Origin of the sequence: Paraperlucidibaca wandonensis (assembly GCF_042677145.1) — a bacterium.
Lineage (GTDB): Bacteria > Pseudomonadota > Gammaproteobacteria > Pseudomonadales > Moraxellaceae > Perlucidibaca > Perlucidibaca wandonensis.
Window position 1 is genome coordinate 1,914,250 of record NZ_JBHTIT010000001.1, and the last position, 15,083, is coordinate 1,929,332.

A 15,083-nucleotide genomic window follows, 5' to 3' on the forward strand; every position below is an offset into this window, starting at 1 on the left:
GGGATAATGTCGCGTAGTATACTCACTGCCATTGCTTAAGAGTTATCCGACCATGCTCGATGCCGTCGTCAAACGCATTTTACAGGCTCGCGTCTATGACGTAGCTATTGAAAGCCCACTCGATGAAGCGGCCCTGCTTTCGAAGCGCCTAAAAAATCGTGTGCTAATAAAACGCGAAGATTTACAGCCAGTGTTTTCCTTCAAGCTGCGCGGCGCTTACAACAAAATCCGCCTGCTGCCAGAGGCTGATCGTGCTCGTGGCGTGATTTGCGCATCGGCGGGAAATCATGCCCAAGGCGTGGCCTTGGCGACTAAAAAGCTCGGCATCAAAGGCGTGATTGTCATGCCGCAAACCACGCCCGACATCAAAGTGAATGCCGTGCGTGCGCTGGGTGCTCAGGCTGTGTTGCATGGCGACAACTACGATGAAGCCTTTGCCTACGCTCAAGAGCTGATGAATGAGAAGGGCTATACCTTCGTTCATCCCTTCGATGACCCTGACACTATTGCCGGTCAAGGCACGGTGGCGATGGAAATCTTGCGCCAGCACAGCGGCGAAATCGATGCGGTATTTATTCCCTGCGGCGGTGGCGGCCTGATGGCTGGCATGGCGGCGTATATCAAACATGTGCGACCAGAAATCCGTGTTATCGCGGTTGAGGCCGAAGACTCTGCCTGCTTAGCTGCTGCCATGAAGGCCGGCAAGCGCGTGGTGCTGCCGCACGTCGGTCTATTTGCCGATGGCGTTGCCGTCAAGCAAATCGGCAAATACACATTCGAGATTGCTCAGCACTGTGTCGATGAAGTCATCACCTGCAATACCGATGAAATTTGCGCGGCCATCAAGGATATTTTCGATGAGTGCCGCTCGATTGCTGAGCCAGCGGGCGCACTCGCCATCGCCGGCCTGAAAAAATATGTGCAGCGCGAAGGCGTGACACAGCAGACATTGGTGGCAGTTAACTCTGGCGCCAATATGAACTTTGATCGCCTGCGCCATATTGCCGAGCGCACCGAATTAGGCGAAGGCCGCGAGGCCGTGATGGCAGTGACCATTCCCGAAAAAGCCGGTGCTTTCAAAGCCTTCTGCCTAGCTATTGGCAAACGTAATATCACCGAATTCAACTATCGCTATGCCAGTGCTACCGCCGCGCATGTCTTCGTGGGTGTGTCGCTCAAGCCCGGGCTCGATGCGCGCTTGGAACTAGTTAGTAGCCTGCAAAAGAAAGGCTACGAAGTACTGGATTTATCTGACGATGAAACCGCGAAATTGCATACGCGGCATTTGGTCGGTGGCCATGCTGGCCTCAGCGATGAGCGCTTATTCCGCTTCGAATTTCCTGAACGCCCCGGTGCGCTCATGGCATTTCTAAGCGAGCTAGGCACGCAATGGAATATTTCATTATTTCATTACCGCAACCATGGCGCCGCTTATGGCCGCGTCTTGATTGGCTTGCAGCTTGGCGATAAGCCATTGAAAGAGCTAATCAAATCGCTAGATGCAGTGGGTTATCCCTACGCCGATGAAAGCGCCAACCCAGCTTATCAGCTATTCTTTCGCTAGCGCCTCGGGCTCATCAGGGCCCGCACCTTTCGTCTGTAGCTGATGATGTAAATAACCAATCAGCTCAGGCGGAATCAGCACCGCAATACGCTCATCTTTCATTTCTGGGCAGTTATAGATTAGCCGCTCAACAAAGCTGTCATTGACCACATAGCCTGCCGGCGCCAGCAATATTCCGCGCGGGGTATTCACCGCCTCTAGCAACACCATGCCTTCACGCAACATATCTGGCGTGAGCTTCAGCTGGCGCGAAATATCTGATTGCGGCCCAAGCTCCTCATGCAGCGCCTGCAATATTCGGCCATCATCGCCGTAGACCTCAGCCAGCATGGCCATGGCCTCTCTCGTCGGCAAACCCGATGCCTCAAGCCGTACATAAGCCTGCACCACGCGAATCACATGGGCTTGATCGGCTAAGCTAAACGACGACAATCGCTTCTTATGCGCCAAGCTCGGCTCAATCGCACAAATCAATTCCAACACTGGCTCAATACGCGGAATATTGGCCAGCAAATCCCAAGTACGCTGGTGCGCCGAAGCAAGATCACGCTGCTCAGCCTGACTCAGTTTCAAGTCACGCATAACCTTTTCCTGCAATGACACCGGCAGGCTGACCATGCCCAGATTCACTAGCATGGCCGCCATCGAACTCGCCCAAGACGCTTCCAACTGCAATCGCGTACTCACGCCCTGAACTAAATCAGCAATACGCCGAGCCTGACCAAAGCTAGCTGGGCTAGCCATCGCCAAGGCTTCAACTAGCGCCTGCATACAACCCTTAACTGTTTTCTCTAGCAGCTCTTTTTCAGCAGTCACCAAACGGTATTGCGCTAAAGCATCGTTCACCGCGAGATGAATTTCGTCGCGCGGGCAAGGCTTATTGAGGAAGCGAAAAATATGGCCTTGATTGACTGCGCGCATGGCGGCATCGATATCGCTATAGCCAGTTAAAAGCATGCGTGTGGCCAATGGGCTGCGCTGGCGGCATTGCGCCAAAACTGCATCGCCGGTCATGCCTGGCATGCGCATATCGCAAATAATCACCGCCAGCCGCGGCAAGTCAGCAAGCAGTGCCAGTGCCGCCTCACCACTTTCAGCGAGATGCACTTCGCCTAGCTGGCGTAGCGACAACCTCAGGCCTTGTAGCACCTGCACATCGTCATCAATACATAGGATTTGAGGCAGCTCCGCACTCATGTCGACACGCCCTGTATGGGTAGCTCAATGATAAAGCTGGCGCCCTGCGGCACAGCAGGCTCACACCACAGCTTACCTTTATGTTGATCAACAATAAGCGCTCGGCTAATAGGCAGGCCTTGGCCTGTACCTTGACCAACAGCTTTGGTGGTGAAAAATGGGTCAAAAATTCGATGCCGCAGCGACTCTTCTACGCCGCTGCCATTATCACTCACCACCAAGCGAATATGACCTTCATGCTGACTCAAAACGATGGTGATTTGGCCTGGCTGACCTGAGTCTATCTGCATATTCAGGCGACTATCGATGGCATGGCAGGCATTGGTGAGTAAGTTAATCAGAACCTGCACTATATGATCGCGACGACAGATCACGGCAGGCACATCCTGCAGCTCAAGAACCACTTTGGCGACCTGACTCACCTCATGTGCAGAAAGCGTAATAGCTTCCTGCACTAGTACAGCCATATTCTCAGGGTTCGCGGTCTCGCTGATGTGAGTGAAACTGCGCATGCTGCGAGTAATGTCGCGTACTCGAGACACGCCCTCTTGGCTGCGTTTCAGCGCAGCCGGCAGATTCTCACGAATAAATGTCGAGTCGATACGCTGCAGCAACTCATTCATTGCGGGTGACTTGCTCGTCTCTTGCTCAGCTAGCGCCAAAACATCCAATAACTCACTGCAGGCTTCATCAATAAAGCTTAGGTTATCGCCTAAATACTGCAGCGGCGTATTGATCTCATGGGCAATCCCGGCCGCCAAACTGCCCATAGCCTCTAACTTGTGAGCTTGACGCTGCAAGAGCTCAATTCGGTGATATTCCCGAAGATCGACGCCAATGAGCACGTATTGCACGCGATCTTGCGTATCTTTCTCTTGGGCAATAGACAGCAGGACCGGCACTGGCTGGCCATCATAGCCACGAAATTGCGCCTCAACGGTAATCTCGGCATCTTGCGAGTCAATGACTTGCGACAGCAGTGCTTTCGCGTCCGGCAAAAACTCAGCCAATGGTCGTCCGAGCAATGCCACCGACTGCATATCGAGCAAGCGCCCTGCCTGTTCGTTGGCATGCTGAATGTATAAGTCAGAGGTAATAACCAACCACAAGCCAGGCACAGGGCTTTTTAGACCACCTACGCGAGCCGCGGCTTGATTGAGCGAAATTTCAGGCGTGTGTTCGGCAATATCGTCGAGCGCGCGCTCAAACAGCGCTACCTGCTGTTGCAGGAGCGCGTGGGCGAGCTCGTCTTCCGACAAGGCATTGAGCAGTGAAGAGTCCGACATGAGGGCTCTCGTGGCGAATTAAGAAGTAACTCTATATCGGCACGAGAGCGTGTTTCTTTAGCGAGAGCGATGGCCGCTAGCTAGGAGGTCGGGGCCTTTCTTGCTATCAGCTGCCCTCACTCTGTCGATTAACTAGATCGGTAACACGCGCGCAAACACGGCCTTCAAATACTCAGTTTCAGGAATCGCTGGGTGAATCGGGTGGTCAGCGCCCTGATGACTGTGATGAACAATCTGCGCTTGGCGATCGATATGACGCGAGCTGGCGCGAATCACATCCACCAGTTCGTTACGACCCAAATGCATCGAGCAAGATGCGCTAATCAGCAGACCGTCGCGATTAAGCAGGCGCATGGCCAGCTCATTGATGCGGCGATAAGCCTGCAGGCCGGCTTTATGATCTTTGCGACGGGTAATAAAGGCTGGCGGATCGATAATGACGACATCGAAGCGCTCGCCTTCTTGCTTAAGCGCTGTCAGTGCGTCGAAGGCATCGCCTTGCAAAGTCTGCACGCGCGACTCAACACCGTTGAGTGCGGCATTGCGCATAAGTTGATCTAAGGCTTTTTCCGAGCCATCGACGCAATGCACTTCAGCGGCACCAAAGACGGCAGCTTGCACGCCCCATCCGCCCAAATACGAGAACACGTCGAGCACACGCTTGCCTTCGACCAAGCCTTTTAAGCGCGCACGGGCATCGCGGTGGTCATAGAACCAGCCGGTTTTTTGGCCTTCACGCACCAATGCTTCAAAGGCCACACCATTTTCGCGCAAAGGTACGCGATCAGGCACTTCGCCGTAAGCGACTTCGACATAGGAATCTAGGCCTTCAACAACACGCATTTTGCCGTCATTTTTGAACAAGACGCCGCTGGGCTTGAAGACTTTCACTATGGCATCAACAAGTTCCGACTTCATCCGTTCCATGCCGGCGTTGGAGATTTGCACAACGAAAATATCGGCAAAACGGTCGATGACCACGCCCGGCAAGCCATCGCTATCGCCATAAACCAAACGGTAATACGGCTCGTCGAACCATTGCTCACGCAGGCTTAGTGCGATTTGCAGGCGATGCACAAACAGTGAAGTCGACAAGGGATGTGCGACATCGCGGTTATACAGGCGCGCACAAATCAAGGCGTTGGGATTAACAATCGCCAAGCCTAAAGCCTTGCCTTTGCTATCTTCGACAACAACCTGATCGCCCGGGTTTATTGCTTTCAGCGGCGTTGCGGCAATGTCGACCTCGTTGGAAAAAATCCACACATGGCCTTCGCGCAAACGGCGCTCTTCACTGGTCTTTAAGCGTAAACGGGGCAAATCAGTCATGGTTATCTCAGTAGTTAAGCTTGCGGGCGCCAGACTAAGTCCAGCTCACGCGCGGCGCGCACATCATCAAGACGGCGCACTGGCATGGTATGCGGAGCATTACGCACCATCTCTGGTGTGGTTCGCGCCTCTTCCATGATTTTGATCAAGGCTTCAGCAAAGCCATCGAGCTCATCAGGCGACTCGGTTTCGGTCGGCTCAATGAGGAAGCACTCTGGAATTAGCAGCGGAAAGTAAGTCGTTGGCGCGTGGTAGCCATAGTCAAGCAAACGCTTGGCAATATCCATCGCGCTCACGCCTAACTCTTTGGCTTCTTTCGCAAAGCTAATGATGAATTCGTGCGAGGCACGGCGCTCAGGATAGGCGAGCTGGAAGCCGGCATCGGCCAAACGCTTCATCAAGTAGTTGGCGTTGAGCGTGGAGTACTCACCAACGCGATGCAGACCTTCGCGGCCAAGCGCATAGGCATAGTAGGCCGCGCGCAGCAGCACACCGGCGTTGCCCATATACGCCGATAAACGGCCGATAGTGCCAGGAATATCTTTCTCCGTGAGCCAGCGATAGCTGCCATCGTCATTTTTACCGGCAATCGGCGTTGGCATATATGGCAATAAACGTGCACTGACGCCGACTGGACCAGCACCTGGGCCGCCGCCGCCGTGTGGCGTGGCGAAGGTTTTGTGCAAGTTCATGTGCAGCACGTCAAAACCCATATCGCCGGGGCGAACTTTGCCCAAAATGGCGTTGAGGTTGGCTCCGTCGTAATACAGCAGGCCGCCAGCTGTGTGCACGGCTTCGGCGATCTCTTTGATCTGCTGCTCAAACACACCACAAGTCGATGGGTTGGTCATCATCAGGCCAGCGGTTTGCGGGCCAACAGCGGCTTTCAAGGCTTCTAGATCGACGTCGCCATTGGCCAACACAGGAATCTCGCGGACTTTATAGCCGCACATCACGGCCGTTGCGGGGTTAGTGCCGTGTGCCGCTGCAGGGATGAGCATTTCAACGCGCTCAATGTCGTTGCGGGCTTCGTGATAGGCACGAATCATCGCGACACCGGCAAATTCGCCCTGCGCACCAGCCATAGGTGTTAACGACACACCCTTCATGCCAGTGACTTCCATCAGCGTTTCTTGCAAGTCATGCAGGCAGGCCAAATAGCCCTGCGAGTGTGACTCAGGCGCGAGTGGGTGGCGCTGCAAAAAGCCCGGCAACATGGCGGCGCGATGAGCACCGCGCGGGTTGTACTTCATCGTGCACGAACCCAGAGGGTAGAACATCGTGTCGATGGAGAAGTTCTTGCGCGATAAGTTGGTGTAATGACGCACCACTTGCAGCTCAGACACTTCCGGCAAAATCGCGCGCGTACGGCGGCGCAGTGACTCAGGAATAGCCGTTAAATCGGCGTGTTGCTGTGGCGCTTGCGAGGTAGCACGGCGGCCAGTTTCACCACGTTCAAAAATCAAAGTCATGGCGATTACTCCGAAGCCAAGGCGGCGCTAAGCGCTGCACGATAACGCGCCAAATCGGCGGCATTTTTCGTCTCCGTGGTACACACCACGATAGCCGAACCCAGTTCCGGATAATCTGCAGTCAAATCGACGCCGGCCAACACACCTTGATCGGCCATCTTCGCCAAAACAGCTTCTGCGGGCTGATTCAAACGAATGACCTGTTCATGAAACACCGGCGCAGCAAACGCACGAGTTGCGCCAGCGGGCAAATCTGCCGTCAGCGACTGGATGTTTTGATGCGAGGCCAAAGCCACACGCTCCAAACCTTCAGCACCCAACAGGCTTAGGTAAATGGTCGCGGCAGTCATCGCCAAACCTTGGTTGGTGCAGATATTCGATGTCGCTTTGGCGCGGCGGATGTGTTGCTCGCGCGCCTGCAGCGTGAGGGCATAGCCAGGCTTGCCATCGAGATCGACGGTGCGGCCAATGATACGGCCAGGCATTTGGCGGATATGCGCCATTTTGCAGCACATAAAGCCGCAATACGGGCCGCCTGATGACAACGGAATACCAAAAGGCTGGGCTTCACCAACGACGATATCGACGCCAGTAGCGCCCCATTCGCCCGGCGGCGTGAACAAGGCCAGTGCCATCGGGTTCACCACAGCAATAACCAACATGCCCTGCGCCTGCGCCCAGTCGGTGAGCACATGTACGTCTTCCAGCACGCCAAAGAAGTTTGGTTGCGGAATCACTAGCGCGGCAAAATCTTCACCTTCATACGCTGCCAAAGAGGCTGGATCCATACGGCCTTGCGCATGGTCATAGTCGAGCTCGACCAGTTCAATGTCCTGACCTTCAACAATGGCGCGAGCAGCGGCGCGATACATCGGTGACACCGTGCGTGGCATCAAAATGCGGCGTGACTTCGAGCGCTTATTAGCGCGGATGGCCATCAGCACGGCTTCGGCCAGACCAGAAGCGCCGTCGTAGACCGAGGCGTTGCTAGCGTCCATGGCAGTGATGTGCGCCATCATCGATTGGAATTCGTAAATAACTTGTAGCGTGCCTTGCGATGCTTCGGCCTGATACGGCGTGTAGGCGGTCAAAAATTCGCCGCGCGATGCTAAGTCCCATACCGCCGCTGGAATATGATGCTCATAGGCGCCAGCGCCCAAGAAGCAGAGCGCGCCAGCATCTTGCTCGCTACGCTCACGCATCATGCGCGTCACGTCCATTTCCGACAGGCCATCAGCAATGCCGGTTAGCGGGCCCGAGCGCAGCGCCTGCGGAATCTCATCAAACAAGGTGTCCAGCGACTCAGCACCTAAGGTGTCGAGCATGCGGCGCACATCACCAGCGGTATGCGGGATAAACGGCATCATTCACTCCAGCAGGCCGGCGTCGGCGCTGCATATTCAATAGCAAAAAGCCCTGAGCAAGCAGGGCCCAATGGTTTAGCGAAGAATCAGTGGTCTTGCTTTGCGGCGTATGCTTCAGCGCTGAGCAGCTCATCTAGCTCAGCGGCATCGGTAATTTTGATTTGATACAACCAGCCGCCAGTGTAGGGCTCGGTATTGACGATTTCTGGTGCATCAACCAAGGCTTCATTGATGGCAATGATTTCGCCCGATACTGGTGCGTAAATATCTGAGGCGGCCTTAACCGACTCCACCACACCGGCTTCTTGGCCAGCGCTGACTACATCGCCTACGGTTGGCAATTCAACGAAAACTAAGTCGCCGAGTGCATCTTGGGCGTGATCGGTGATACCGACGGTAACAACATCACCATCTAAGCGAGCCCATTCGTGGCTAGCGGCGTATTTCAATTCAGCAGGTAATTGGCTCATGGAATCTCTCATGCGGCAGAAGCCGACTCAATAGGTTTTAAAAAAGCTTAAACGATCGCAGCGCCGCGGCGCACGAACATGGGTTTCACAATACGCACAGGCAATAACTTTCCGCGTACATCGACATGGGCTTGCGTGGCATCTGTCAGGGGAATGCGGGCAAACGCGATGGATTGCTGCAGCGTTGGCGAGAAGGTGCCAGACGTGGTTTCACCATCCGCCACGCCTTCAATTATCACGCGCATATGTGAGCGCAACACGCCCTTACCTTCGAGCACGAGGCCAACAAGCTGATGAGTAACGCCAGCATCACGCTCCGCAACTAGCGCATCTTTGCCAATAAAGTCATGCGCCCAATCAATGCTCCACGCCACACAGGAGCTCAGTGGCGATTCGTTTTCGCTTAGGTCATTACCGTAAAGCGGCATGCCTGCTTCTAGACGCAAAGTATCGCGTGCGCCTAGGCCGCAAGGCGCAACGCCGGCATCGAGCAGCTGTTGCCAAAATGCTCCTGACTGCTCATTGGGCAGCATGATTTCTAGGCCGTCTTCACCGGTGTAGCCGGTACGCGCGACAAACCAGTCATCGCCTAAGTCTACGCCCTGAAACAGGGCGAGCTCGGCAATGCGCTGGGCACGAGCCTCGCCGAGCAGACGCTCAACGGTGGCGCGAGCATTCGGGCCTTGCACGGCAATCATGGCAAGATCGGTGCGCTCTTTTAGGCTGATGCGAAAGCTTGCGGCTTGGCGTTGCATCCACGCGATGTCTTTGTCGTGAGTGCCGCAATTAACGATGACGCGCCAGAGTTCTGGCTGTTCAGGTGTGGGCGCATAGACAATGAGGTCGTCGAGCACGCAGCCAGCATCATTGAGCATGACCGAATAAATGGCCTTGCCCGGCAATTTGAGTTTGGCGACATTATTGGCTAAAAGCTTCTGCAAATACGCCACGGCGTCGGGGCCAGTGAGGTCGATAAAAGTCATGTGTGAGACATCAAACATGCCTTGATCACGGCGCACAGCATGATGCTCATCGATCACCGAGCTATATTGCACGGGCATATCCCAGCCGCCAAAATCTACTAGGCGGGCACCGAGCGCGACATGTGCTTGATACAACGACGTGCGCTGACCCATCACTAACTCCTTGTATTTTAGCTGCTAATGAAATAGCGCGTGAAATAACGTGGCGCATTTTACTCGCAGATGGCCTTCGCTGGCCATGAGCTGCGAAAATTCATTTTTTTCAGCAGGCCATTTGGCCTAGCTTGCAGCTGCTGCCTATCTTTTTACGCCCCACGCTTGTGCAATTTCGCATATAATCTGCTCGAACTGCCGCTATCTCTGTGCTAATTCATTGAATTTGCTGTGATCTACTAGCTCAGCTGCGGCTGCCATTCCCCTGTCCTTGAGAGTTGTCATGACACACGTCGCCATAAATGCCCCCGCCTACGTCAAACACGCACGCCTGGTGGCGTGGGTCACTGAAATGGCGGCTCTCTGCAAGCCTGCCGCTATTCATTGGTGCGATGGCACCGACGCCGAATACGATGCTCTCTGCGAATCCTTAGTCGCCGCCGGCAGCTTCAAGCGACTTAATGCCGAAAAACGCCCCAACTCTTATTTAGCCTGGACCGACCCATCCGACGTCGCCCGCGTTGAAGATCGCACCTTCATTTGCTCCGAGAAAAAAGAAGACGCCGGCCCAACCAATAACTGGAAAGCGCCAACTGAAATGCGCGCCATTCTGAACCCATTATTTGATGGCTGTATGGCTGGCCGCACCATGTACGTAGTGCCATTCTCCATGGGCCCATTAGGCTCACCGATTGCCCACATTGGCATTGAGCTTTCCGACAGCGCCTATGTTGCCGTGAATATGCAGAAAATGACCCGCATGGGCCGCCCTGTGTTTGATGTGCTCGGCGCCGATGGCGATTTCGTACCTTGCATGCACACCGTTGGTGCACCATTACAACCAGGTCAAGCTGATGTGGCTTGGCCCTGCAACCCAACTGAAAAATACATTGTGCATTACCCCGAGACTCGTGAAATCTGGTCTTACGGCTCTGGTTACGGCGGCAACGCCCTGCTCGGCAAAAAATGCTTCGCGCTTCGCATCGCCTCCACTATGGGCCGCGACGAAGGCTGGCTAGCCGAGCACATGCTCATCCTTGGCGTGACCAATCCACAAGGCAAAAAATATCACGTGGCCGCTGCTTTCCCATCGGCCTGTGGCAAAACCAACTTTGCCATGCTGATTGCACCAGCAGGCATGCCTGGCTGGGACGTCACCACTATTGGCGACGACATTGCTTGGATCAAACCAGATGCCAATGGCCAGCTCCGCGCTATCAACCCAGAAGCCGGTTACTTTGGTGTTGCTCCCGGCACCAATATGAAAACCAACCCAAACTGTATGCTGTCGCTGAACAAAGACGTGATTTTCACCAACGTCGCGCTCACCGATGACGGCGATGTTTGGTGGGAAGGTTTGGGCGCCGCTCCAGCGCATTTGGTTGACTGGCAGGGCAATGACTGGACGCCAGATTGCGGCCGCAAAGCTGCGCATCCGAACTCACGCTTCACAGTCTCCGCAATTAACAACCCTGCGCTCGATAGCGAATGGGATAACCCCGATGGCGTTGTTATTGATGCCTTTATTTTCGGTGGTCGTCGCGCCAACACCATGCCGCTCGTGACTGAAGCACGCAACTGGGTTGAGGGCGTTTATATGGCCGCTACCATGGGCTCAGAAACAACGGCTGCTGCGTTTGGCGCTCAAGGCGTTGTCCGCCGCGACCCATTCGCCATGCTGCCATTCGCCGGCTACAACATGAGCGACTACTTCCAACATTGGTTAAACCTTGGTGCCAAGCTTGAAGCCGCCGGCGCTAAGCTGCCGCGCATCTACAAGACCAACTGGTTCCGTAAAGATGCTGACGGTCAGTTCATCTGGCCAGGCTTTGGCGAAAACACGCGCATTCTGAAATGGATGATCGATCGCATCGAAGAAGAAGCTGAAGGCACAGAACATGCCATGGGCATCAGCCCACGCTACCAAGATATTCGCTGGAATGGCCTAGACTTTGCTCAACCGCTATTTGAGCAAGTTATCAGCCTCGACAAAGCGGACTGGGATATCGAAATCAAGCTGCATGAAGAACTGTTTGAAAAGCTTGCACACAACTTGCCAAAAGAATTGGTAGAAGCGAAAGATCGCTTGATTGAACGCTTAAAAGCATAAGCTTCGTCACACCACAGCGGCGCTTTATATCGCTATGGGGTGACGATGTGTTTAAACAAAAAGGCCTGCTAATGCAGGCCTTTTTCATTGCTAAATAAAAGCTTAGCTTGGAGGATCAACTCGCGAGCTAATCACCTCGCCCTCTAGCGTACGGCCACTTGCGGGCTGCTGTGGGCGGCGATTGGTATAAGTAGGCTCATCTTCCGATTGAGTTGCCGAGCCAGCGCTATAGCGCTCTTGTTGAGCACGCTGGCCTTTCGCCCAACGAAACGCCTGCCGCACTTCCGGTTTGCGCCAAGCCATAAAGCCTGCCGCACCAATGCCGAGCAGCGCCGCAATAGATAACACCAGCCCGGGCAAAAACACGAGCACTGCCACCCAAATTGGCCAGCCCCAAACTTGCACAGCGCCGATGCAGCCTAAAATAGTGGCAACCAATGGAAAATATAGCGAGCCCAGCACAGCGGTAATACCCGCCATTAACGAGCCCCAATGCAACTCGCCAACCAACCACGCGCTCACTGCAGCAACACGCAAGATTAATAAAACAATGGCAATGGGATGTAGCGATACGCTGCGCATGGATGCGCTCCGATTTGCTCTAAACCGACTTAGTCTACCGCATTGTCTACAGCGCGCGCTTCACGGCGCTGCAAGTGCACAGGCTGTAATTGCTCGATCTCGTATTGATTGCCTGGGTAGGTACGGTTGAGCGTACTTTTTACCGATTGTGGATAGGCACCAATGGCCCAAACCTTGCGTACTTTGCCAAGCAACTTCAAATTACTGCGCACCATCGTGGCGAAAGCTTTTGATGGACGTTGTTGGCTCACGGCGGCGATGAAGCGATCATCTTCCATCAGGCTATAGACCGACGGATTAACAAGCCCACGCAGCGGCTTAGGCAGCCAGTTTTCCATGATGCGTACGGTCGCAGCGGCTACGCGTGCGGAGGCCGTATTGGGCACCATGTGTTGCTGGCAGTAGGCATCAACAGCAGCATCAAGCTCGGCTTTGGTAGCGGGTAAATTTGTCAGACCCATGCGCTCACCAATACCTATCCAAAAGTTAAACCATGCTTGCTGCTCGTGCGCTGTCATGGCGCGGCGTGCGTAATTAGCCATCCATTCGATGGGGAAATCGATGAAGGTCCAGAGCACAAAATGAAAATCGTCTTGCGGAATGCGGTAATTGCTGTGCGTTTTATTCATGCGTTCTAAGGCACGAGCACCCTCGCCGTGCTCCCAGCCCGTATCCATAAAATGGGCGATGAGTAAGCGCGTGTCGTCATAGCGCTTTTGCCCATGAGCCTCAAACTCACCGGTTTTATCGAGCAGGCTGGCTACTGTGTCGCTGCCGTAAGTGTAAAAAAGTGCGACCTCTAGCGAGCGCGTCAGATCCCATGAAAACTCATAGGCTGTGAGCAAATGAGCAATACGCTGGCAGTCTTTTTTTGCATCTAAACTGGCAATCTCAGCGGCAACAGCGGGATTATTCATAAAACCAAAGCGCTTGCCATACGTCTTCATGGCGCACAGCCCTCTAGTAAGTTTTCGCAATGCACGCGCTGGCCCGATTTAGCCGGATAATCCCGAGCCGATCGTGAATAAAAGCTTAAGCGTTCATTGAAGCTCTGGCTTTGCAAGCGCGCATCGGCGTCAGAAAATCCCGCCTCGCCACTGCGCTTTAGCCAGCGATCTAGCCAAGCCATGCTAAAGAACTCAGCCATCGGCCGACCCCAGCCACCAACACACTTGTTATCGACGACCTCGGGGCACCACGACGTCGCCGGGAATAGTGGGATCAATGACCACTCAAAGTGCGTTGAGCCACGAATGGTGAACTCATACGCTGGCACACCAGCCGCTTGCCAAGCACGGAATGGGCCGAGCTTGGCTTCAGGATCAGGAGCTTGCAAGTTGGGCATAGGCGCAAGACCGTACTCACTGTTTTGCCCCATGCTAGGCACGCGTGGCACCACAGGCGGCCGCTCGCTCATGCTTGGAATAAAGCCTCCACCATCAGCGCCGGGCGTAGCCAGACCATCCCATGCAACAACTGCATCGACAGGATTTTCGGCGTCCATGAGGCCAGGCCATGGATCAGCGCCAGTGGCTCCGTATGACTGCACGACGCTGACCCCTGTGCCACCCAAAGAGTGCCCAACAATGCCTAAGCGGTCTTTATCTTGTACGGCGTATTGTGGATTGAACGCAGTCACAGCCGTAGGGTAGCTAGCTTGGCATGTCCCGTTATGCGGATATGGCTTGCTCGGTGTCGAGCGGAAAAAATCGATGGCATCAACCAAGCCTTCCCAAAATACGGCGGGATTGATATTCGTGCCCTGACCAAATGCCGGTGTTTGCTGGTCAGACCGGCCTTGGCCACGCGGATCAAATGTCATTACCGCGTAACCGCTACGCACCAAGGCTTGCGCCATCCACCAGTAAAGCGGCTCGGGCGCCTGCACAGAGCCATTCTCAATAACTACAGTCGGTAATAGCTTGCCATTGCTGTTGATTGGGCGCCAAACACGACCAGACAAACGTGCACAGTCACGATCATAGAAGTCGATCTTCTCTACAACGGCTTCATTTTTATAAAACGGATCGATGTCTGGGTAGCGAAATGGATCGCCAGAGCAAGGCAAGGCATACGTTGCACACAAAGGTGTTAGCGGCGTATTAAGCGACACGCTCATGGGTGGGCTAAGTAATAATCTGCTCGGATCGCTGAGCGCGCGCATCAAGTAGTCGCCCGTGTTGACTAGACCTAGCGCAAGTAAGCGTTGGACAAAGATAGGGTTGGTTAATTCTTCGCGAGGTGCTTCGCTTATTCGTGCAAAGTTCTTTGCCTCACAGGCGGCAAATTCGGCTGATGGCGAAGTGTAGCTGCCACATTTCGGGTCATCGGGCACGCCACCGGCGACATCACCCAAGACACCGCCAACTAATGGAATGGCACTTAGTGCTGCGAGCGGTGAAGTGTCTTCTTTGGCGGCTTCGGGGTTTTGTGTCGCAATAGCGTTTGAATCTGATGAGCCGCCGCAGGCGGCTAGCGCTGCACTGAGCGCCAAAATAACGAATGCTGGGGTGCTACGCATAGCAAACTACTCTTATTATTCTTTGGATCGAACATAAGTTGTATTTATGCAG

12 protein-coding genes are annotated in these 15,083 nt (G+C 54.4%); 2 read left to right on the top strand and 10 right to left on the bottom strand.

What is annotated here, in order from left to right:
• The first annotated feature begins 52 nt into the window (after positions 1-52).
• Positions 53-1,564 (top strand): threonine ammonia-lyase, biosynthetic, encoded by a 1,512-nt coding sequence (ilvA, locus tag ACFQ0F_RS09085; protein ID WP_379071327.1) that lies wholly within the window; start codon positions 53-55, stop codon positions 1,562-1,564.
• Here ilvA and ACFQ0F_RS09090 read toward each other — a convergent pair.
• The 7 genes from ACFQ0F_RS09090 to gcvT form a co-directional block, all read right to left on the bottom strand.
• The gene (locus tag ACFQ0F_RS09090) at positions 1,550-2,761 is read right to left on the bottom strand and encodes a response regulator (protein WP_340676005.1); all 1,212 of its coding nucleotides are present in this window, start codon (positions 2,759-2,761) and stop codon (positions 1,550-1,552) included. The two genes, ilvA and ACFQ0F_RS09090, sit on opposite strands and share 15 nt — an antisense overlap.
• A complete protein-coding gene (locus tag ACFQ0F_RS09095) occupies positions 2,758-4,047 on the bottom strand; it encodes a two-component system sensor histidine kinase NtrB (protein ID WP_379071331.1) in 1,290 nt (429 codons plus the stop codon). The genes ACFQ0F_RS09090 and ACFQ0F_RS09095 overlap by 4 nt, the downstream gene beginning before the upstream one ends.
• A 132-nt stretch (positions 4,048-4,179) precedes the next feature.
• Entirely contained in the window at positions 4,180-5,376 is a 1,197-nt protein-coding gene (locus ACFQ0F_RS09100; protein WP_379071334.1) for a class I SAM-dependent rRNA methyltransferase, read from the bottom strand.
• Positions 5,377-5,390: 14 nt separating this feature from the next.
• The gene (gene gcvPB / locus ACFQ0F_RS09105) at positions 5,391-6,848 is read right to left on the bottom strand and encodes an aminomethyl-transferring glycine dehydrogenase subunit GcvPB (protein WP_340676002.1); all 1,458 of its coding nucleotides are present in this window, start codon (positions 6,846-6,848) and stop codon (positions 5,391-5,393) included.
• 5 nt (positions 6,849-6,853) lie between these two features.
• Positions 6,854-8,212, bottom strand: a complete 1,359-nt coding sequence (gcvPA, locus tag ACFQ0F_RS09110) for an aminomethyl-transferring glycine dehydrogenase subunit GcvPA (RefSeq protein WP_379071337.1) — start codon at positions 8,210-8,212, stop codon at positions 6,854-6,856.
• Positions 8,213-8,298: 86 nt separating this feature from the next.
• Positions 8,299-8,682 (bottom strand): glycine cleavage system protein GcvH, encoded by a 384-nt coding sequence (gene gcvH / locus ACFQ0F_RS09115; protein ID WP_379071340.1) that lies wholly within the window; start codon positions 8,680-8,682, stop codon positions 8,299-8,301.
• A gap of 47 nt (positions 8,683-8,729) precedes the next feature.
• Positions 8,730-9,818, bottom strand: coding sequence for a glycine cleavage system aminomethyltransferase GcvT (gene gcvT, locus ACFQ0F_RS09120; protein WP_379071342.1), 1,089 nt, complete (start codon positions 9,816-9,818; stop codon positions 8,730-8,732).
• Between the two features lie 283 nt (positions 9,819-10,101).
• Between gcvT and ACFQ0F_RS09125 the strand changes: the two genes are divergently transcribed.
• The gene (locus tag ACFQ0F_RS09125; protein WP_379071344.1) at positions 10,102-11,928 is read left to right on the top strand and encodes a phosphoenolpyruvate carboxykinase (GTP); all 1,827 of its coding nucleotides are present in this window, start codon (positions 10,102-10,104) and stop codon (positions 11,926-11,928) included.
• Positions 11,929-12,030: 102 nt separating this feature from the next.
• On the opposite strand, the gene ACFQ0F_RS09130 is transcribed toward ACFQ0F_RS09125, so the two are convergent.
• The 3 genes from ACFQ0F_RS09130 to ACFQ0F_RS09140 are packed head-to-tail and all read right to left on the bottom strand — an operon-like array spanning position 12,031 to position 15,031.
• Positions 12,031-12,510 carry a hypothetical protein gene (locus ACFQ0F_RS09130; RefSeq protein ID WP_340675997.1) on the bottom strand — a complete coding sequence of 160 codons (480 nt, stop codon included), beginning with the start codon at positions 12,508-12,510 and terminating at the stop codon, positions 12,031-12,033.
• A gap of 29 nt (positions 12,511-12,539) precedes the next feature.
• On the bottom strand, positions 12,540-13,457 hold the full coding sequence (locus ACFQ0F_RS09135; protein WP_340675996.1) for an oxygenase MpaB family protein: 918 nt from the start codon (positions 13,455-13,457) through the stop codon (positions 12,540-12,542).
• Positions 13,454-15,031 carry an alpha/beta hydrolase family protein gene (locus ACFQ0F_RS09140; protein ID WP_379071348.1) on the bottom strand — a complete coding sequence of 526 codons (1,578 nt, stop codon included), beginning with the start codon at positions 15,029-15,031 and terminating at the stop codon, positions 13,454-13,456. The genes ACFQ0F_RS09135 and ACFQ0F_RS09140 overlap by 4 nt, the downstream gene beginning before the upstream one ends.
• Positions 15,032-15,083 lie beyond the last annotated feature (52 nt).